General features: G+C 69.0%; 19 protein-coding genes. 8 read left to right on the forward strand and 11 right to left on the reverse strand.

Going from position 1 to position 19,657, the window contains the following annotated elements:
• Positions 1–397 precede the first annotated feature (397 nt).
• The 4 genes from ABD235_RS21950 to ABD235_RS21965 form a co-directional block, all read right to left on the reverse strand.
• Positions 398–1,300: a carbohydrate ABC transporter permease gene (locus tag ABD235_RS21950; protein ID WP_344176913.1), complete on the reverse strand. Its 903-nt coding sequence runs from the start codon at positions 1,298–1,300 to the stop codon at positions 398–400.
• Positions 1,293–2,237: a carbohydrate ABC transporter permease gene (locus ABD235_RS21955; RefSeq protein WP_344176915.1), complete on the reverse strand. Its 945-nt coding sequence runs from the start codon at positions 2,235–2,237 to the stop codon at positions 1,293–1,295. Before ABD235_RS21955 ends, ABD235_RS21950 begins: the two co-directional genes overlap by 8 nt.
• Positions 2,234–3,508: an extracellular solute-binding protein gene (locus tag ABD235_RS21960; protein ID WP_344176918.1), complete on the reverse strand. Its 1,275-nt coding sequence runs from the start codon at positions 3,506–3,508 to the stop codon at positions 2,234–2,236. Before ABD235_RS21960 ends, ABD235_RS21955 begins: the two co-directional genes overlap by 4 nt.
• A 275-nt stretch (positions 3,509–3,783) precedes the next feature.
• The gene (locus tag ABD235_RS21965; RefSeq protein ID WP_344176920.1) at positions 3,784–4,857 is read right to left on the reverse strand and encodes a substrate-binding domain-containing protein; all 1,074 of its coding nucleotides are present in this window, start codon (positions 4,855–4,857) and stop codon (positions 3,784–3,786) included.
• Between the two features lie 89 nt (positions 4,858–4,946).
• On the opposite strand from ABD235_RS21965, the gene ABD235_RS21970 reads away from it, so the two are divergent.
• Both ABD235_RS21970 and ABD235_RS21975 read left to right on the forward strand, forming a co-directional pair.
• On the forward strand, positions 4,947–5,576 hold the full coding sequence (locus tag ABD235_RS21970; protein WP_344176923.1) for a DUF624 domain-containing protein: 630 nt from the start codon (positions 4,947–4,949) through the stop codon (positions 5,574–5,576).
• Positions 5,577–5,632: 56 nt separating this feature from the next.
• Positions 5,633–7,120, forward strand: coding sequence for a DHA2 family efflux MFS transporter permease subunit (locus ABD235_RS21975; RefSeq protein WP_344176925.1), 1,488 nt, complete (start codon positions 5,633–5,635; stop codon positions 7,118–7,120).
• A 74-nt stretch (positions 7,121–7,194) separates the two neighbouring features.
• On the opposite strand, the gene ABD235_RS21980 is transcribed toward ABD235_RS21975, so the two are convergent.
• Positions 7,195–7,614: a hypothetical protein gene (locus tag ABD235_RS21980; RefSeq protein ID WP_344176928.1), complete on the reverse strand. Its 420-nt coding sequence runs from the start codon at positions 7,612–7,614 to the stop codon at positions 7,195–7,197.
• Between the two features lie 125 nt (positions 7,615–7,739).
• On the opposite strand from ABD235_RS21980, the gene ABD235_RS21985 reads away from it, so the two are divergent.
• Positions 7,740–10,172 carry a Tex family protein gene (locus ABD235_RS21985; RefSeq protein ID WP_344176931.1) on the forward strand — a complete coding sequence of 811 codons (2,433 nt, stop codon included), beginning with the start codon at positions 7,740–7,742 and terminating at the stop codon, positions 10,170–10,172.
• 120 nt (positions 10,173–10,292) lie between these two features.
• Here the strand turns inward: ABD235_RS21985 and ABD235_RS21990 are convergent, their stop codons facing one another.
• On the reverse strand, positions 10,293–11,660 hold the full coding sequence (locus tag ABD235_RS21990) for a purine-cytosine permease family protein (protein WP_344176933.1): 1,368 nt from the start codon (positions 11,658–11,660) through the stop codon (positions 10,293–10,295).
• 30 nt (positions 11,661–11,690) lie between these two features.
• Positions 11,691–12,083 carry a helix-turn-helix domain-containing protein gene (locus ABD235_RS21995; RefSeq protein ID WP_344176936.1) on the reverse strand — a complete coding sequence of 131 codons (393 nt, stop codon included), beginning with the start codon at positions 12,081–12,083 and terminating at the stop codon, positions 11,691–11,693.
• A 65-nt stretch (positions 12,084–12,148) separates the two neighbouring features.
• On the opposite strand from ABD235_RS21995, the gene ABD235_RS22000 reads away from it, so the two are divergent.
• Positions 12,149–13,345: an MFS transporter gene (locus ABD235_RS22000; RefSeq protein WP_344176938.1), complete on the forward strand. Its 1,197-nt coding sequence runs from the start codon at positions 12,149–12,151 to the stop codon at positions 13,343–13,345.
• Here the strand turns inward: ABD235_RS22000 and ABD235_RS22005 are convergent.
• Together ABD235_RS22005 and ABD235_RS22010 are read right to left on the reverse strand one after the other, a co-directional pair.
• Positions 13,342–14,115, reverse strand: coding sequence for a GNAT family N-acetyltransferase (locus tag ABD235_RS22005; protein WP_344176940.1), 774 nt, complete (start codon positions 14,113–14,115; stop codon positions 13,342–13,344). The genes ABD235_RS22000 and ABD235_RS22005 overlap by 4 nt on opposite strands.
• 137 nt (positions 14,116–14,252) lie before the next feature.
• Positions 14,253–14,681, reverse strand: a complete 429-nt coding sequence (locus ABD235_RS22010) for a winged helix-turn-helix transcriptional regulator (RefSeq protein ID WP_344176942.1) — start codon at positions 14,679–14,681, stop codon at positions 14,253–14,255.
• Positions 14,682–14,751: 70 nt separating this feature from the next.
• Here ABD235_RS22010 and ABD235_RS22015 point away from each other — a divergent pair, with 70 nt between their 5' ends.
• The 3 genes from ABD235_RS22015 (at position 14,752) to ABD235_RS22025 (ending at position 17,026) form a co-directional block, all read left to right on the forward strand.
• A complete protein-coding gene (locus tag ABD235_RS22015) occupies positions 14,752–16,134 on the forward strand; it encodes an MFS transporter (RefSeq protein WP_344176944.1) in 1,383 nt (460 codons plus the stop codon).
• A 395-nt stretch (positions 16,135–16,529) separates the two neighbouring features.
• Complete coding sequence (locus tag ABD235_RS22020; protein ID WP_344176948.1) at positions 16,530–16,718, forward strand: hypothetical protein; 189 nt, start codon at positions 16,530–16,532, stop codon at positions 16,716–16,718.
• Positions 16,715–17,026: a recombinase family protein gene (locus ABD235_RS22025; RefSeq protein ID WP_344176950.1), complete on the forward strand. Its 312-nt coding sequence runs from the start codon at positions 16,715–16,717 to the stop codon at positions 17,024–17,026. The genes ABD235_RS22020 and ABD235_RS22025 overlap by 4 nt, the downstream gene beginning before the upstream one ends.
• 146 nt (positions 17,027–17,172) lie before the next feature.
• Here ABD235_RS22025 and ABD235_RS22030 read toward each other — a convergent pair whose 3' ends face one another.
• On the reverse strand, positions 17,173–17,943 hold the full coding sequence (locus tag ABD235_RS22030; RefSeq protein ID WP_344176952.1) for a hypothetical protein: 771 nt from the start codon (positions 17,941–17,943) through the stop codon (positions 17,173–17,175).
• 443 nt (positions 17,944–18,386) lie between these two features.
• On the opposite strand from ABD235_RS22030, the gene ABD235_RS22035 reads away from it, so the two are divergent.
• Complete coding sequence (locus ABD235_RS22035) at positions 18,387–18,878, forward strand: GAF domain-containing protein (protein WP_344176954.1); 492 nt, start codon at positions 18,387–18,389, stop codon at positions 18,876–18,878.
• Here ABD235_RS22035 and ABD235_RS22040 read toward each other — a convergent pair.
• The gene (locus ABD235_RS22040) at positions 18,851–19,633 is read right to left on the reverse strand and encodes a methyltransferase domain-containing protein (RefSeq protein WP_344176956.1); all 783 of its coding nucleotides are present in this window, start codon (positions 19,631–19,633) and stop codon (positions 18,851–18,853) included. The two genes, ABD235_RS22035 and ABD235_RS22040, sit on opposite strands and share 28 nt — an antisense overlap.
• Positions 19,634–19,657 lie beyond the last annotated feature (24 nt).

Below are 19,657 nucleotides of genomic sequence, written 5' to 3' on the forward strand. Positions count from 1 at the left end.
ACTGCCCGTGAACAGTGGTATTCGGAAGGCGACAATTCCGCCTTTTCGGAGCGTCCGGACTGAAATACTCCCGGATTTTCCGGAAAAAGGTGGAGGAAACGTGTAACGCACTTCACCTTGTGACGATAAATGGTTCGAGCGGCCTGGCTGGGGGGCTTGGGCGGACGCTCCGGTGCTTCTTCGGGATCACCGGTTTGTGGAGGGGGCCCCAGCAGGTGCTCGCCCGGGGCGGGGCGAGCACCTGCACGGGGCACCTTCCGAAACGGGGGGCAGTAAATGGGGGGAAGTAACAAGGGGGGAACACGGGGAACTCTCCAGGGGGGCCTGAGAGCGAACCACACGAAAGAGCCGGCGTCGACCAGGTGGGTCGACGGCGGCTCTTTCGTTCGTCCGGGGTCTAGCCCTTGATGCCCACGTTCGCCATGCCCTCGACGAACCGCTTCTGGGCGAAGACGAACATCACGATCATCGGCAGCGTTGCCAGCGCCGTACCGGCCATCAGGTACGGCCACTGCACCTCGGCCGGGTTCTGCGCGAAGATCGCCAGTCCCAGCTGCAGCGGGCGCATCGCGTCCGACGTGGTGATCATCAGCGGCCAGAGGAAACCGTTCCAGGCCGCCTCGATCTGGAACACGCAGATGGTGATCAGGGCCGGCTTGATCAGCGGCGTCATGATCCGCCAGAAGATGCCGAACTCGCCCAGCCCGTCGACCCGGGCCGCCTGGGCCAGCTCGTTCGGGATCGACACGTAGAACTGCCGGGCCAGGAAGGTGAACAGCGGCGCCGCCCCGAGCGGGATGATGAGTCCCCACCACGAGTTCAGCCAGCCGATCCCGCCCTGGCCGAGGATGTTGTTGCCGCCGAACAGCGGGATCGACTTCACGATCAGGAACAGCGGCACCAGGATGATCTGGAACGGCACCATCAGCAGCAGGATGAAGTAGCTGAGCAGCGCCTTCGCGCCCCGGATCGGCAGCTTCGCCAGCGCGTAGCCGGCCGTCGTACAGACCGCCAGCGTGAACGCCGTCTCGCCGACCGCGATGATCAGGCTGTTGCGGAAGTAGCGCAGGAACGGCGCCGTCTGCATCGCCTCGACGAAGTTGTGCCAGCGCAGCTCGCCGGGCAGCCAGGAGAACTTGGTGATCTCCAGCTCGCTCTTGAACGCCGTCAGCACCATCCACAGGAACGGCGTGATCATCAGCAGCGCGCCGACCGTCAGCGCGACGTACAGCACGATCCGGCCGGTCCGGACGGTCGACTCCTTGGTCTCGCCGACCACGGACACCGTTGCGCTAGTCATTGACATCCGCCCTCTGCAGCAGGCGTCCGAGACCGATGAAGACCGCGATCAGGATCATCATGATCACCGTCTCGGCGGACGCGTAGCCGAGTCGGAGTGCCTGGAACGCGTTCTGGTAGATGTCGAGCACCAGCACCGTGGTTTCGGTGCCGGGACCGCCCTTGGTCATCACGTAGACCAGGTCGAACACCTGGAAGGTGCCCACGATCGACGTGATCAGGACGAAGAACTGGACCGGACCGAGCGCGGGCCAGGTGACGTTCGCGAACTTCTGCCAGCGGCCGGCGCCGTCCAGGGACGCCGACTCCAGCAGGTCGCGGGACACCCCCTGCAAGGCGGCCAGGTAGATGATGATCTTCGTCCCGAGGCCCTGCCAGATGCCGACCACCATCAGCGACGGCAGCGCCGTCCCCGGGTCGGACAGCCAGGAGTTCGGCGCGAAGCCGAACAGGCTCAGGAACCCGTTGGCCAGGCCCGAACCGGGGTTGTAGATCCACAGCCAGATCGTCGCCACCGCGACCGTCGCGGTGACGGTCGGGATGTAGAACGCGGTCCGGAAGAACGCCAGGCCGCGGATCTTCTGGTTCAGCCCGAGCGCGATGAACAGCGAGATCGCCATCGAGATCGGGATCACCACGACGGCGTACAGGATCGTGTTCCACAACGCGGCCCGGAAGTCGGCGTCGTTGAACAGGTCGGAGTAGTTCTGGAACCCGACCCAGGCCCAGGAGTCGCCGAAGCTGTAGTCGGTGAAGCTCAGCGCGATCGCGAACACCACCGGGATCACGATGAAGATCCCCGAGTGCAGCAGCGCCGGGGCGATCAGCACCCAGCCGGCCCGCAACTGGCTGCGGATCAGCCGGCGACTGTCCTTGCCTGGGGCAACGGTGCGCGGGCCGGCCAGTGTCGGGCTGGGACGTTCGAGGGTCGCGCTCATCGGGACTGTCCTGCCAGGTTGGCCAGCACCTTGGCGGGATCCTTCTGACCGAGGACCGCCTGGGTGAGCTGGGAGTCGAAGTTGAACCGCATCTCCAGCCAGTTCGACGGCGGGCTGTTCTCGTTGACCGCGAACGGCAGACCCTCGGCGACGAACTTGCTCAGCGGGTTCGACTTGGCCTGCGGCGAGTTCGCCGCGTCCTTGTACGCCGGAAGCTTCTTGTTCAGCTTGGCCATCGCGTCCAGGGTGGCCGGCTGCGTCAGCGACTCGATGAACGCGAAGCCCGCCTCCTTGTGCCGGCTGCGCGAGCCGATCGAAGCGAGGTCACCACCGACGTACTCGATCTCCTTGCCGCTGTTGAAGCGGAAGAACTTCAGGTCGTCGCAGGTCGCCTGGCCCAGGCCCTTCTCGGAGCAGTCGATCGCCCCGCCGACGATGCCCATCGCCGCCTCGCCGCTGTAGACCAGCGGCTGCTGGGCGGCGTTCTGCTGCCCGTACTTCTGGACGTTGTTGATCATCGACTTGATCCAGTTCAGGGTCTCCAGACCCTTTTCGTTGTTGAAGTTCGGCTCTTGGTTGATGTACAGCGGCGTCCCGGTCGAGGCCAGGAAGGTGACGAACGGCTGCCGGAAACTGGTCGCGCCGGCCAGGTCGAAACCGCTGCGGGTGATGTTGCCGTCCTTGTCCCGCTTGGTGAGCTTCTCGGCCGCGACCTTGATCTCGGCCAGCGAGGTCGGCGGGTCGTTCGGGTCGAGACCGGCCTCCTTGAAGGCACTGATCCGCAACGCCACGGCGCGGGCGTCGGCCAGCAACGGGTAGGCGTAGATCCGGTCCTGGTACGAGACCGCCGGGATCAGCGCGCCGACGCTCTTGGACTTGATCACGTCCGGGGTGACCCCGAAGTCGCCGAGATCGGCGAAGATCCGCTTGGCCGCGAACGGCTGCACCCAGCCGACACCGGTCACCATCACGTCGTACGGGATGCCGGCCGCGATCGAGGTGGAGATCTTCTCGTTCAGGTTGTTGTACGTCGCGAAGTCCGGCTCGACCTTCATCTTCGGATACTTCTTCGAGAAGTCGGCCACCACCTTCGCGAACTCCTTGCGGCCGTCGTTGCTGGCCGGGAACGACGGGAGCAGCACCCGCAGCGTCCCGGTCGCCTCGGCCGGCGGGACGCCGTCCGTACTCTTGTCGATCACCCCGTTGCCACAAGCGCTCGCGACCAGTCCGACCGCGGCCACCAGCACCGCCAACCCAGCACTACGTCTCACAGGGGAACTCCTTCGCTGCCGTGTGCTCCCAGTCCAGTCACGACCGGCGCACCGAGTGCAGCGAAAGTATGGGAAAGGGCTTTCCCCGTCAATACCCTGGCGCTCGAATGATCAAATTCGATCAACTGGGGCGTGTCTTCTGACTCCCGCCGTAGCGAGCAGGTGCTCGGTGCGGTAGCTCGGAGTGCTGGAGTGAAGCCCTCGATGTTTTTCCATCGTGGGCTTTGCTCCAGTGCTCCGAGGTGCCGTGCCGAGTGCCGCGCAGTAGGCGGGAGTCAGGAGACACGCGCCGGTGCCGCTCCGCAGGACTCTCGGATGCGGAGTTCCGGCAGGAGACTCAGATGCTGGGTGGCCGATGGCCGGCCCGGTCCCGCTTTCAGGCGGCGCAGCAGCAGCTCGCAGGCGGTCTGGCCGAGCTGGAGCTTCGGCGGGCAGACGGCGGTGAGCGGTACGACGGCCAGCGCGGCGGTCTCGTCGTTGTACGCGATCACGCTCAGGTCGTCCGGAACGCGGAGACCGCGCTCCATCGCGCGTTCGACCAAGCGCGCGGCGTGCTCGTCGGAGTGCACCAGGACAGCCCTGGCGCCGTGGGACTCGCACTCGGCCAGGAAGGCGTCGAGCTGGGCGATCGTGTCGGGATCCTCGCCCTGGGCGGGCAGCGCGACCGGCGAGACGAACACGTCGACGCCGAGCGCGGTCGCCGCCTCCGCGATCCCCTTCCGCAGCCAGTACGCCGTGACGCTGGCGTTCAGGTTGATCCCGATCCGGCGGTGACCGAGCGAGACCAGGTGACGCAGCGCGAGCATCGCGCCGTACGCGTGGTCGGTCCGGACGTGGTCGTACTCGTTGACCACGTCGGGGAAGCCGAACGCGCGTTCCATCAGGACCACGGGTACGTCGATCGCGTCGAGCCGGCGGCCGGTTTCGGCGGCGCGGTTGTCCCCGAGCGCGGTCGCGAGCAGCAGGCCAGCGACGCCGAGGCCGAGGATCTTGTCGATCCGCTCCTGCTCGACCTGTACGTCGTACCCGGAGACGCCGAGCACCAGGCGCGCGCCGTACCGGTCGGCCATCGCTTCGGCGCCGCGGATCACGTCGGTGTAGTAGAACGTCGAGCTGGGCACGACCAGGCCGACGGTCAGCTGGCTGCCCGGGGTCGACGCACCGGCCGAGCCCGTCCCTACCGCGCCGCCGTGCACCCGGCGGAGCATTCCGGCGGCGTCCAGCTCGGCGAGATCACGGCGTACTGTGATCGCGGAAACGCCGAGCTCCGCAGCCAGCTCGGCCACCCGCAGCCGGCCGTGCCGGCGCAGGCTTCGCAGGATCAGCTCGTGGCGCTCCGAAGCAAGCATGCGGCTCGGCCCCCTTTGCGCTGTGATCCGCTCGTGATTGTTTGTGATCATACGATCATCTCTGTGCCGACGAACCAGGAGGAACCGGTGTGAGCGACGCCACCAGCCGGACCAACGTCGTGATGTCGAAGCTCTCGCTGGTCGGCGACCTGCTGATGCTGCAGCTGGTCTTCCTGCTGCTGAGCGTCGGCATCGTCACGCTGTTCCCGGCCGCGTTCGCGCTCCAGCGGGTGCTGCCGTACGCGATCGGGCAGGAGCATCCCGCGCTGATGCGGCGGTTCTTCGGCGAGTTCAAGTGGTGCTTCAAGCGCTTCTGGCTGTCCGGGCTCGCGCTGTACTTCGGTGGCGTGGCGCTCGCGTTCGGCCTGTTCTTCTGGGCCTCGACCAACGGCCCGGTGCGGATCTTCGCGCTCGCGATCCTGGTCCCGCTCACCGGCATGATCGTCGGGCTCTACCTGAGCGCGCTCGCGGTGCTGCCGCAGGCCGAGGACGACGCGACCACGCGCAGCGTCTTCCGTACGGCGAACCTGTTCCTGCTCCGCCGGTCACTCCCGGTGGCCGGCGGGGTGATCGGGCTGGCGACGTGGTTCCTGGTCGTCGGACGGCTGCCGACACTGTTCGTGATCGGGTCCGGGCTGGTGCCGGCGCTGATCGCGTACTGGATCTCACGGCCGCCGCGGACGCAGGAGGAAAAAACTTCGGGGACCGTGTCAATCTGAGCGGCTCTGGTTCGACGTAGGGGTGTAAGCAACCTACGGACCAGAGGAGAACCAGCATGTACGCGACCACCGAATCCCTGGCGACGACGCCGGCCGTGCAGGGCAGCGGCAGGTCCCGCTGGCTCGCCCTCTACACGCTCTGTGCCGGGATGCTGATGATCGTGCTCGACGTGACCGTCGTGAACGTCGCACTGCCCGCGATCCAGGACGACCTGGGCTTCACCAGCTCGTCGCTCGCCTGGGTCGTCAACGCCTACCTGATCGCCTTCGGTGGCCTGCTCCTGCTGGCCGGTCGGCTCGGTGACCTGCTCGGACGGCGGAACATCTTCGTCGCTGGACTGGCCCTCTTCACCGCCGCTTCCGTGTGGTGCGGGCTGGCCGGATCGCAGGAGATGCTCGTCGCCGCGCGGTTCCTGCAGGGTGTCGGCGGCGCGCTGACCTCCGCGGTGATCCTGGGCATGATCGTCACGCTGTTCCCCGAGCCGCGCGAGCAGGCCAAGGCGATCGGCGTCTACGCGTTCGTCGCCTCCGCCGGCGGCTCGATCGGTCTGCTCGCCGGTGGCGTGCTGACCCAGGCGATCAGCTGGCACTGGATCTTCTTCATCAACCTGCCGATCGGCATCGCGACCGCGTGGCTGGCGATCCGGCTGATCGATAAGGACAAGGGCCTCGGCATGGGCCGCGGCACCGACGTACCGGGTGCCGTGCTGATCACCGCCGCGCTGATGGTCGGCGTGTTCACCATCGTCAGCCCGGCCGCCGAGCTCGGCTGGACCGCGCCGCGGACGATCGCGCTGGGTGCGCTGACGCTGACGCTGCTGGCCTGCTTCGTCGTCCGTGAGTCGACCGCCGCCAACCCGCTGGTGCCGCTGCGAATCTTCCGCTCCCGCACGCTGACCGGGGCGAACCTGGTCCAGGCGCTGTCGTCGTCCGGGATGTTCGGCATCTTCTTCCTCGGCTCGCTCTACCTGCAGCGCGTGCTCGGGTACGACGCGCTGGAGATCGGGCTGGCGTTCCTGCCGACCACGCTGGTGATGGGCCTGCTGTCGGTCCGGTACTCCGAGAAGCTCGTGATGCGCTTCGGCCCGCGCCGCCCGTTGATCGCCGGGCTGTCGCTGATCGTGATCGGCCTCGTGCTCTTCACCCAGGCGCCGGTCGGCGGCAGCTACGTCGTCCACGTCCTGCCGGTGCTGATCCTGCTCGGCCTGGGCGGCGGCATCTGCTTCCCGGCGCTGATGGGCCTGTCGATGGCCGACGTGAAGCCCGAGGACGCCGGTCTGGCTTCCGGCCTGATCGGTACGACGGCCGAGGTCGGCGCCGCACTGGGCCTTGCCGTCCTGGCCACGCTGTCGGCCACCCGCACCGAGTCCCTGGCCACCGCCGGCAAGCCGGCCCTGGACGCGCTGACCAGCGGCTTCCACTTCTCCTTCGCGGTCGCCGCCGCCATCGTCGCCGCGGCTGTGGTCATCGCCTGCACGCTGATGCGGCCCAAGGCTGCGGAGTCCGTCGAGGTGGAGACCACCGAGGTCCTCGAAGCCGCGTGACCGACGCCCACCACTGATCAACCTCCGCGACACGCCGCGCCATCCCCGTTTCCGGGGGTGGCGCGGCGGCTTGATCAGTGCTGGGCGTCGTCGGCGGGCTGATCGGCTGTGCGGTTGAGCTCCCGGTAGATGAGGAAGGCGGCGAACGCCAGGCCGATCGGGAACCCGGCCAGAACACCGATGCGCTCGCCGAAGAACTCCGACAGCAGGACGAACCAGGCAGCCACCGCCAGTACGACCAGGATCCCGCCGTTCAGGACTGGGTGAGCCCGGGACCACCGCTCCGCGCGCCCGTCCGCCATCGCCTTCGCTCCGACGATGTTGAGGACGGCGGCCAGGCAGAAGAACGCCGCGAACACGATCTCGTCCGCGGAGTGGTCGTTGCGCAGGTTCACGAGCGTCACCGCCGCGAACACGACGGTCGCGTAGCGCACCAGGCGTGGTGGTGGGTCCAGCGACCCGTCCTTGAGCATCTCCCTGCCCATCCCCCTCATGAGTCCGGATGATGAGGCCCGCGGACGGGGTTTGTCCACAAGGTTGGGGGCGGGAGTCGCCGTTGGTCGGTGGGATGGGGAAGGATGTGGGCGGCAGTCAGTTGGACGTAGAGGGGAACGGCACAGTGGGTTTGCAGTCGATCGAGCAGCGGATCGCCGACGAGCTGGAAGTCGGGGTCGGACAGGTGAAGGCGGCGGTCGGGCTGCTGGACGAGGGCTCGACGGTCCCGTTCATCGCGCGGTACCGCAAGGAGGTCACCGGGGAGCTCGACGACGCGCAGCTCCGCGCGCTCGAGGAGCGCCTGCGGTACCTGCGGGAGCTCGAGGAGCGCCGGCAGACCGTGCTGGAGTCGATCGAGAGCCAGGGCAAGCTGGACGACGCGCTGAAGGCGTCGATCCTGGCCGCGGAGACGAAGTCGCGGCTGGAGGACATCTACCTGCCGTTCAAACCGAAGCGGCGGACCAAGGCGATGATCGCCCGCGAGGCCGGGCTGGAGCCGCTGGCCGACGGCCTGCTGAGCGACCCGTCGTACGAGCCGCTCGCCGCGGCGGCGGTGTTCGTGAACCCCGAGGCCGGCGTCGCCGACCCGCAGGCCGCGCTGGACGGCGCCCGGGCGATCCTGGTCGAGCGGTTCGCCGAGGACGCCGACCTGATCGGCGAGCTGCGGGAGCGGCTGTGGACGCAGGGCCGGCTGGCCTCCAAGGTCCGTGAGGGCAAGGAGACCGACGGCGCGAAGTTCTCCGACTACTTCGACTTCGACGAGCCGTTCGGCAGGATGCCGTCGCACCGGATCCTGGCGATGTTCCGCGGCGAGAAGGAGGACGTGCTGACGCTGACCGTCGAGCCGCTGCCGGCCGGCGTCGAGGCGGACGGCCCCACGGAGTACGAGACCACCATCGCCCGCAAGGTCGGCATCGAGAACCAGGGCCGCCCCGGCGACAAGTGGCTGATCGACACGGTCCGGTGGGCCTGGCGGACCAAGATCCTGGTGCACCTAGGCATCGACCTGCGGATGCGGCTGCGGCAGACCGCCGAGGACGAGGCGGTCCGCGTCTTCGCGGCGAACCTGCGCGACCTGCTGCTGGCCGCCCCGGCCGGCACCCGCGCCACGATGGGCCTCGACCCGGGCTTCCGGACCGGCGTCAAGGTCGCCGTCGTCGACGCGACCGGCAAGGTGACCGCGACCGGCGTCATCTACCCGCACGTCCCGCAGAACCAATGGGACAAGTCGATCGCCCAGCTGGCCGCGCTGTGCGCCGCGCACCAGGTCGATCTGATTGCCATCGGCAACGGTACGGCGTCGCGCGAGACCGACAAGCTGGCCGCCGAGCTGATCGCGAAGCACCCGGAGCTGAAGCTGACCAAGGCGGTCGTCTCCGAGGCGGGCGCGTCGGTGTACTCCGCGTCGGCGTTCGCCTCGCAGGAACTGCCCGGCATGGACGTCTCGCTGCGCGGCGCGGTCTCGATCGCCCGCCGACTGCAGGACCCGCTGGCCGAGCTGGTCAAGATCGACCCGAAGTCGATCGGCGTCGGCCAGTACCAGCACGACCTCCCGGAGAACTCGTTGTCGCGCTCGCTCGACGCGGTGGTCGAGGACTGTGTGAACGCCGTCGGCGTCGACCTGAACACGGCGTCCGCGCCGCTGCTCACCCGGGTCTCCGGCATCACCCAGGGCCTCGCGGACAACATCGTTCAGCACCGCGACACGTACGGGCCGTTCGCGTCCCGGGCGGCGCTGAAGGAGGTGCCGCGGCTCGGCCCGAAGGCGTTCGAGCAGGCGGCCGGCTTCCTGAGGATCCCCGACGGCGCCGACCCGCTGGACTCGTCCAGCGTGCACCCGGAGGCGTACCCGGTGGTCCGCCGGATCCTGGACAAGACCGGCTCGGACCTGAAGGCGCTGATCGGCAACACGGCCGCGCTGCGGTCGGTGAAGGCGGCCGACTTCGTCGACGAGACGTTCGGTCTGCCGACCGTCACCGACATCCTGGCCGAGCTGGAGAAGCCGGGGCGGGACCCGCGGCCGGCGTTCAAGACCGCGTCGTTCGCCGAGGGCGTGGACAAGATCGGGGACCTGAAGCCGGGGATGAAGCTCGAGGGCCAGGTCACCAACGTGGCGGCCTTCGGTGCGTTCATCGACATCGGCGTCCACCAGGACGGGCTCGCGCACGTCTCGGCGCTGTCGAAGAACTACGTCAAGGACCCGCGCGAGGTGGTCAAGCCGGGCGACATCGTCAAGGTGAAGGTGCTCGAGGTCGACATCCCGCGGCAGCGCATCTCGCTGACGCTGCGGCTCGACGACGAGGTCGGCGCGCCGACGTCCGGCCGCTCAGGCGGCGGACAGAACCGCGGACCGGGCGGTGGCGGCGGTCGCGGACCGGGCCAGGGCGGCGGCGGACGCGGTCCGGGCGGCCAGGGCGGCGGGCGTGGTCCTGGTGGGCGTGGGCCGGGCGGTCAGGGCGGACGCGGCGGCCAGGCGGGTCAGGGCGGCAAGGAGACCCCGATGGACGAAGGCTCCCTCGCCGACGCCTTCCGCAAGGCGGGCTTCACGGTCCGGTGATCGGTACGACGCGGTAACGCGCAACCGAGCGCACGGCGCTACCGCACGACTGGGTGCGCGCGGCGTACCGACGCTCGGCTGAGTGGTTCTGAGGCTCGGCGCCCTGAAAGGCGCCGGGCCTCAGGTGTTGACGGGCGTGGTGGTGCGGCGGGACCACGGGTAGTACAGGGCCGCGGTGACAGCGAGGCCGACCAGCCAGGAGATGTCGGCGCCGCCGAGGGCGTTGGTGATCCGGCCGGTGTAGAGCTTCTGGGCCAGGAACGGGATCTGCGCGGCGATGCCGACGGCGTACGAGACGAGGGCGACGACGTTCCAGCGGCCGTAGCGGCCGTCGGGGTTGTAGAGCGCCGGTACGTCGACGCGTTCGCGGGAGATCAGGTAGTAGTCGGTCAGGTTGATCGCGCTCCACGGGGTGAAGACCATCAGCAGGACCAGCACGAAGTTCTTGAAGTTGTCGAGGAAGTCCGCCGAGGCGAAGATCGCGACCAGGACCGAGACGAGCAGGAAGCAACTCGTGTACGCCGCGCGTGCGGCCGGGCCGATGCGGGCGGCGCGGGTGAAGGCGGAGACCGTGGTCAGCAGCGTCATCGAGCCGCCGTACGCGTTCAGGCAGTTGACGGCGAGCTTGCCGACGACGATCACCAGGTAGATCAGGAGCGCGATCCCGGCGGGTCCGGCCAGGTCGCCGAGGTAGCCGACCTGGTTGGCGAGGAAGCCGGCTCCGCTGGCGGCGACCAGCGCGCCGAGCGTCATCGACCACTGGGAGCCGATCACGCTGCCCAGGAACGTGGCGAGGAACGTGGTCCGCTCGGGGGTGTCGGCGGGCAGGTAGCGGGAGTAGTCGGCGACGTACGGGCCGAAGGTGAGCTGCCAGCCGGCGCCGAGGGAGATCGCGAGCAGGAACGTGACGACGTCGAACGGCTTCGCGCCGAGCAGGGCGCCGACGTCGTCCGTGATCAGCAGGCGGATGCCGAGGTAGGTGAAGCCGAGGATGCCGAGGACGGTGGCGATCCGGCCGAGGAGGTGGATCCAGCGGTAGCCGAGCGTGGCGATCACGGCGGTGAGGACGCCGAAGATGATGATGCCGATCGCGGCGGTGTCGACGTGCAGGATCTTGTTGACCGCCTGGCCCGCGAGGACGGTGCCGGTGGCGGCGAAGCCGAGGTACATGATCACGACGAGAACGAGCGGTACGACGGCGCCGTACACGCCGAACTGGGCGCGGCTGGAGATCATCTGCGGCAGGCCGAGTCGCGGGCCTTGGGCGGCGTGCAGTGCCATCACGATGCCGCCGAGGACGTTGCCGATCAGCAGGCCGACGATCGCCCAGAGCGCGTCGGCGCCGAACACCACCGCGAGGGCGCCGTCGACGACCGCGGTGACCTGCATGTTGGCGCCGAACCACAGCGTGAACTGGCTGATCGGGGTGCCGTGGCGCTCTTCCGCCGGGACGACGTCGATACTGCGCCGCTCGATTGCCTCTGCCATGTCCGTCAGGTTGCCCGGGACAACCAGTTTCTAACTTCCCAGCAGCGCGAGGTCAAGCAGGCGGTCGATGTCACGGGTGGTCGGCTCTCTTCCCAGCAACTCTTTCAGAGCGTTCAGGGTGCTGAGCAGGTCATCACGAACTGCTTGTTCTGTTCGTCTTTGCGTGGCGGCCAGGTGGCCGATCACTTGTACGGTCCGAGGGCTGAGGTTGTCGACGTCGGTGGTCGGTTGATCTTCCAGGTCGACCTTCAGCGTGGTGCCCAAGGCTTCGGCGAGGCGGGTGAGGGTGGCGAGGGTGGGGTTGCCTCGGCCGTTCTCGAGGTTGGCGATGTAGGGGACGGAGAGACCGGCGTCGACGGCGACCGAGGCGATGGTTCGGCCGGCGGTCTTGCGGCGGTCTTTGAGTTCTGCGCCTAGGTCCACGCGACCAGACTATCTTGTCAGAACAGTATTGCCTAGAATTGTTCCGTGGGGATAGTGTCGAACGAGTGAGCATCTGGGGGAATCGGGACTTTCGGTTGGTGTGGGCCAGCGGTGCTGTGTCGGGGGTCGGGTCCTGGCTGCTGGTGGTGGCGATTCCGTTTCACGTGTTCCAGCTGACGGGGTCCGCGGCGGCGACCGGGTTGACCTTGGCGTTGGAGGCGTTGCCGGCGCTCCTGCTGGGGCCTTGGGCGGGAGTGCTGCTGGATCGGTGGGACCTGGCGCGGGCGATGTGGGTGGCCGATCTGGTGAGTGCGGCCGCGGTCGGGCTGATCCTGTTCGCCGATCGGCCGGAACGATTGTGGTTGATCTACCTGGCCGTGCTGGTCGAGAACATCGCGACGACCGTCTTCCGGCCGGCGTCGCGGGCGTTGCTGCCGAGCGTGGTGGGGACCGGGCCGGAGTTGGTGGCCGCCAATGCGGCACGCGCGTTTGCAGGGAGCGTGACCCGACTGGGGGCGCCGCCGCTGGGTGCGTTGCTGCTGGCGGGACCGGGGATCACCTTCGTGCTCGCGGTCGACATCGTGAGCTACTTGTTGTCGGCAGCAACAATCGCCGCGATCAGGACCCGGCCGACCAGGGCGCCACACCAACCGCTTCGACCACTGGCGGGCCTTCAGTACGCCGTACGGTCGAGGCCGCTGCGTGGCCTGCTGGCCGGGAACGGTGTCTTCCTGATCGCCAACGCCGGGCTGACGGCGTTGCTGGTGCCGTTGATGGTCGACCGGCTCGGCGCGCCCGGCTACACGGTCGGCTACGTGTTCTCCGGCCTCGGCGCCGGGTACCTGCTCGGGGCCGCGGTCAGTGTGAAAGCCCTGTCCTGGTTGGGGATTCGCGATCTGATCGCAACGACCCAGTTCGCGACCGGGGCGGCGTTCTTCGCGTTGGTCAACGCGCCGAGCATTCCATGGGCGATTGCGGCCGCCGTATTGATCGGGCTGCCCGGCAGCGTGCTGCTGATCACCACCGAGACGACCGTGCAGCGCGTGACCACGCCGAGCATGCTCGCGCAGGTCGGTGCGCTGTTCTTCGCGGTCGACGCACTCGCGGCGGTCGTCGGTGCGCTCGCCGCACCGGCGCTCACGCTGGTCGCCGAACTGCCGGTGACGCTCAACCTACTGGCCGCGTTCGCCGTCCTGGCTGCGCCGCTCACGCTGTACGCCGTACCGGGACATCCGGCGGAGCTGACGCGGAAGCCCTCCTAGACCAGGTCGTCCAGGTGGCCGCCGGGGTCGCCGAAGTGGACGGCCGTTGCCTTGAGCGCGTATCCGAGGCGGCGGTAGATGCGGTCGGCCCCTTCGTCGCCGGGGGTGAGCCACGCGAGATCGGCACCGGCGGAGAACGCCTGCTGCGTCGCGTACGCCGTCGCAAGCGCGCCGAAGCCGCGGCGGCGGTGCGTGTGCAGCGTGCCGACGCCGGCGACCTCGGTGACGCCGTCGGCGATCGCGGTCCAGGAAGCGGTCGCGACCGGTACGCCGTTCTCGCGGATCAGGACGGCGCCGCCGTTGGCAGGGTCGGGCTGGAAGGTGGTGACGACGTCCTCGGTCTCGTACGCGTCGGCGGCGACCGCGTTGGATTCGGCGTGGTCGTCGGGTGTCGCCACGAGCGATGCGGTGACGCCGTCGGGGAACTCGGGGACGACGAGATCGGCCGGCTCGACGGCGAGCAGCGGCGGGCGGGAACGGACGACCATGCCGTGCTCGGTGAGGGCTTCGGCGAGGCCGGGATTGGCTTCCTCGATCAGCTCGCCGTGCAGCCAGCGGCCCTCGGCGGCGAAGGCCTGGCGGATGGTGTCGAGCGCCCAGGAGACCTCGTCGGGGTCGAACGGAGCGCCGGGGTCTGAGGCGAGCATGCTCGAGAGGAACCACACGTCGTCGTCGTGCAGCAGCCCGACCAGCGGACCGGCGACGATCTGGCGACGGCTCCGCGTGAGCCCTGACAACTGAGCGGCGGCAATCCGCGCTGCGATCCCCATCCCTCGACCCTATCTCCGGGGAAAGAAAGGGAAAGCACGGGAGCCGCGCGGCGGTAGCGCGGGGCCGCGGGGGGGGCGGGAGCAGGGCGGCGGGGGGCGGGAGCAGGGCGGCGCGGGGGGCGGAAGCAGGGCGGGGCTTACACCCCAGCCTTCTCCGCGGCAGCCCGGATGTCGTAGGCCGCGCGCGCCAACGCGATCTGGTGCTGGTGCGTCTCGGTCCACGTCACCAGCGACTGGATCGTCGCGTGCAGCGTCACGCCCAGGGGCGTGAGCTCGTAGTCCACGCGCGGCGGCACGACCGGGTGGACGGTACGCCGTACCAGCCCGTCCCTCTCCAGCTGCCGCAGCGTCACGGTGAGCATCCGCTGGCTGACCCCGTCGATGGTCGTCTTCAGCTCGGTGAAGCGCAGGCTGCGGTTGTCGAGCAGCGCGATCACCAGCAACGACCACTTGTCGCCGATTCGGTCGAGGATCTGCCGGACCTCGCAGTCCTCCCGGGTGTCCCACTGGAACGCGTCCTCGGTGCAGCAGGAGTAACCCGGTTCCTTTGAAGTGCCTTCTTCCATACTCCTTGATGGTTCCTCACGATGGAGTCAGTTACAAGAGATCACCGACCGAACGATGAGGAACTCACATATGTCAACGACCGAAGCACCCGCCCGCCTCGGCGCCCGCGCCTGGGCGGTGCTGCTGGTGCTGTGCGGCGCGATCTTCCTGGAGGGCATCGACGTCTCGATGATGGGCGTCGCCCTGCCGTCCATCCGGGCCGAGCTCGGCCTGTCGACCGGCGAGCTGCAGTGGGTGGTCAGCGCGTACGTGCTCGGGTACGGCGGCTTCGTGCTGCTCGGCGGCCGCGCGGCGGACCTGCTCGGCCGGCGCCGGATGTTCGTCGGCTGGCTCGCCGTCTTCCTCGTCTTCTCCGGCCTCGGCGGCCTGGCGAACGACGGCTGGGTGCTGATCCTGGCCCGCTTCGTCACCGGCATCGCGGCCGGCTTCATGACCCCGGCCGGCCTGTCGATCATCACGACCAGCTATCCCGAGGGCAAGCAGCGCAACCAGGCCCTGCTCGTGTACGCCGGGATCGCGGCGGCCGGCTTCTCGCTCGGCATGGTCGTCGGCGGCCTGCTGACCGCGATCGACTGGCGCTGGGTGTTCTTCGCCCCGGTCGTCCTGTCCGCGGTCCTGCTCCCCGCCGCGCTGATCCTCCTGCCCAAGGAAGCGCCGACCACCGGAGAGAAGAAGGTCTTCGACCTCGCCGGTGCCTTCACGCTGACCGGCGCGATGATGCTGCTGGTCGCCACGGTCGTCCGCGCGCCCGACGTCCCGGTCCTCCAGACCCTGCTCACCCTCGCGGCCGGCCTCCTGCTGCTCACCCTGTTCGTCGCCATCGAACGTCGTACGCCGGCACCGCTGATCCGCCTCGGCATCCTGCGCAACGCCGCACTCGTGCGGGCCAACCTCGGCGCGGTCGCCCTGGTCGGCTCGTTCGTCGGGTTCCAGTTCGTCGCTGTTCTCTACCTGCAGGAGCTGCGGCACTGGTCCGAACTGGAGACCGGCCTGGCCCTGATGGTGATCGGCATCGACTCGGTCCTCGCACCGACGCTGACGCCGTGGTTGGTCAACCGCTTCGGCAACGCCAAGGTGGTGCTCGGTGGGTTCGCGTTCGCGGTCGCGGGCTACGCGCTGTTCCTTCCGCTGGGTGCGGACTGGACCTACTTCGCGATGCTGCCGACGTTCCTCCTGCTGGGCTTGGCGTTCTCGCTCGCGTACGGCCCGCTCACGATCGCCGCGACCGACGGCGTCGCCGAGGCCGAGCAGGGCCTGGCCAGCGGCGTACTCACCACGTCGTTCCAGTTCGGGTCGGCGCTCGGCCTGGCGATCGTCGCCGCCGTCCTGGCGGCGGCCGACGAGTTGACCGTCGCCGACTTCCGCACGGCGCTCGTCGTACCGCTGGCTGCGGCCGTGCTCGGTCTGATCGCCGGTGCGCCCGGCCTGGTACGCCGTACGGTGGCCGCCTGATAGCTCAGGGTTACCAGGACATCCGACAATTCAACGCTCATCGTTTTGAGCGCCGGCCGGCGGCCGAATCGTTATCGGTAAATCCCTGTGAACAATCTTGACAGGGCTATACCGGTGCGGCCGCCGGAACCGGTCCCAACCCTGCCTGACCAGGGGTTTTCCTTCGCGTCGGGGACCGCTTCGGGGGGCGGCGTAAGGCCTCTGTAAAGGTCCCTGCCGGTCTATTCCCGGGATAGTGCTTTATGGGGTGTTCTTTCCTTACCACCCGTGAGCACGTGAGATCGGTCACCGGCTTCCTCACTGTCGGCGACCAGCCCCGCGCTCACGGTTCCCGTCCCCTCGAGGCGCCCGAGTGTCCCGCTCGGCACCTCATTCCACCCGAAGGAAACGCCCCCATGACCGAGTCGCTGGAGATCCCCGCAGAGCAGCGCCGCGTGCGGGTCTGGTTCGGCGCTCACACGATCGCGGACCACACCGCGACCGCCGACCAGGCAGCGCAGTACGAGGAGGCCATGCGGCGGCGGTTCGCCTCGCTGCGGGTCACCAACGAGCCCGCGCTCGTCAGCAGCGGCCCGGTCCGATGACCACCCGCCCGACGTTGCTCGGTTACGTCCGGGCCGACGCGCTCAGCTGCGCGGAGGAGCTGGCCGCCGCGACCGATGCCCTGGTCGCGTACGCCACCACCGAGGGGTTCACCCTCGGCACGGTCTACACCGAGCGGGACGCCGCCCAGTCCGCCGCGTTCAACGCGTTGCTGGACGAGGCGAAGCGGACCGACGTACGGGCGGTCGTCGTCCCCACCCTGCAGCACGTCGGCGCGGTCGGTTCGCCCGGCGCGACGCAGCACCTCGAGTTCCACCAGGCCCAGACCTGGGCGGCGAGCCCGAGGTAACCCGAAGACAAGCGGAGCCGGCGTCTTGACCCCTGCATCGGCGCCGGTTCCGCTCTCCAACCTCCACAGCTGCACCGGGAGTGCCCGGGTGGTAGTGGACCAATCAAGGCCCCACCGGCTGCTACCGGTGGGGCCTTGTCGTTGCGTCAGGCAATGATCTGGTAGCCGTAGCGCTTCATCACCGCGGCCGTCGTGGCGTCGAACCGCCCGGTGACCGGCAGCTTGAACTTCTGCTGGATCTTGCGGGTCATCTGCTGGAAGTGCAGCCGCCACGGCACCCCGGTCGGCGGCCTGGTCTCGTGCTTGCCGATCGCCGCGACCTTCGGGTGCGCCGCCCAGGCCAGCACCTGCGCCCGGTCGGCGCCCCAGACGCCGCTCATCGAGTCGTGCGTCCGGGCGTACTCCATCGCGCCGAGCGAGATCGTCGTGTTCGGCTGCGGCGGCGCATGCGCCGCGGGCACCGTCCCAGGGTGGTACTTCAGGTAGATCTCCCAGGTCATCCCGTAGTACCCCGGAGGACCGTCGTCGGCGCCGCGGTTGGCCAGCCCGTTCTTGCACCGCCGGTACTCCGCGATCTGGTGCGCGGCGCCGCGGGACAGGTCCTTGTCGCCGGCCGCGATCGCGTGCACGTGGTACGGCCAGTTCCCCTGCGCCGGCGTCCGTAGCCAGGCGGCGAACCCGACCTGCCGCATCGCCAGTACGACGGCCTTGCGCTGGACGGCCGTCAGCCGGTCCGCCGCGAGGTCGACCGCGCCTCCGCCGTCGTGCGTTCCGGCCGAGGCCGTGACGCCGCCTCGGTTGTACGACCCCTGGATGATCGTGAACGGCACCCCTGCGAGCTTCTCGGCCGCCTGCAGCATCGCGACCGTCCGCGCGCACAGCGTCGCGCCCCGCCAGGACATCCTTGCCTCAGGCATCTATTTTCCCAAGGATCAGCGCCGCGTCCTCCGCGGCTGCGAGCGCTTCGAGCTCGTCCAGCTCCGCCTCGGTCAGCTCGTCGTCGTACTGCTGCTCCGTCATCGTGCACCGTCCCCCACCTTCACGTCCGCGACCTCCCCTGCCACGGAACCGCGGTCCAGGCTAGGCAGCTCCGTGCCGTCCGTCCATGGCGCGGCGGGCGTTACAGCTTCCCGCGTTCGAGGAATGCAAAGTTTTCGCTTCGGAGCGGGTGTGACCCGGTGGCAGTGGGGTACCTGTAGTCATGTCCCGCGGTTCAGTCAGCCCCATTCGGGCATGGGTGGAGTTCACCGAGCCGCGAGTTCTCCCACTGAGGGGCGGGAGAACGACCGAAGGAGGCGGGCGCATCCCACGGTGCGCCCGTCCCCTGGCCACCCTCCACCGCGCCCCCCGGTGACGAGACGTGAGTCCTCCCGTCTACCGAGCGCCGATGCGCTCCCGCCGCGACGACGTACCTGACGGCCTCGCTGTCGATCGCGCTCTCGAGCTCGGGCTCTGCGGCATCGGCGGCGTCCTCCGTCCACCGCCGCGCGGGCTGGACGACGCGATCGAGCGCCTGAGCACCTCGTACGACGAACGAACAGCGCGGCGCCTCCAGCGTTTCGCCGAGGTCCCCGAGGGCGCCTTCGTCTGGACCCGGGAGATCGACGGGATCTACCGGCTCGGACGACTCGGCGGGCCGTGGCGGTACGACGCGTCAGCGGTTGCCGTCGATCTCGTGCACGTGCGGCCGTGCGAGTGGTTGGCGAGGCCGTTCACCGACGCCGACGTACCGCCTGCGGTCGCGTTCACGTTCTCCCGGGGCGGGCGGAACTTCCAGCGGATCCGCGACGCTGCCGTCGAACCGGCGACCGCTGAGCTGTGGGCTCAGATGGCCGAGGCGACGAAGAGGTAGCGGTTGAGGCTGAAGAAGTACGACTCGCCCTGGCTGCGGAGCTCGTCGGCCCAGGCCTCGGCTTCGGCCGCGGTGATGTTCGCGTGGCCGGGGACGAAGGCGGAGACGATGTCGATCAGGCCGGCGCTGTACGTGCGGTGGTCGTAGCCGACGTTGAGCAGCGGGATGACCTGCAGGTGGGTGCGGGTGAATCCGGCCTTGTCCAGCGCCTCACCGAGGGAGCGGGGCAGGTGCGGGTCCTGCAGGTGCTCCTCGAACGCCTTCAGCACGCGGGCCATCCGCGCGTCGTCGTTGGAGCGCCAGACGATCGACCCCCAGTCGGTGTCGAGCAGCAGCACGCGGCCCGCCGGGCGGAGGACGCGGCGGATCTCCGCAAGTGCGCCCGCGACGTCGTCGACGTACTCGAAGACCTGGGTGGAGACGACGACGTCGAAGTTCTCCGCGCCGTACGGCAGCCGCGCCGCCGACGCCGCCTCCAGCTCGAGTGTCGGACCACCCGGTACGTCGGCCCGCGTGCCGGCGATCGCCAGCATGCTGTCGCTGATGTCCACGCCGCAGACCCGCCCGTCCGGACCGACCTCGCCGGCCATCTCCGCGGCCAGCAGCCCCGGGCCGACCCCGACGTCCAGCACCCGGTCCCCCGGCCGCAACGCCAGCGCCATCCGGACCACCCGTCGCTGTTCGACCACGTCCGGCGTCGTGTACATCGCCTCGATCTGCCGCGACACCTCCGGGTCGAACTCCAGACTGCTCATGCCCTCCGCCTCAACACCATGCTG

The sequence above is a fragment of the Kribbella lupini genome, assembly GCF_039529595.1.
GTDB classification, from domain to species: Bacteria; Actinomycetota; Actinomycetes; order Propionibacteriales; family Kribbellaceae; genus Kribbella; species Kribbella lupini.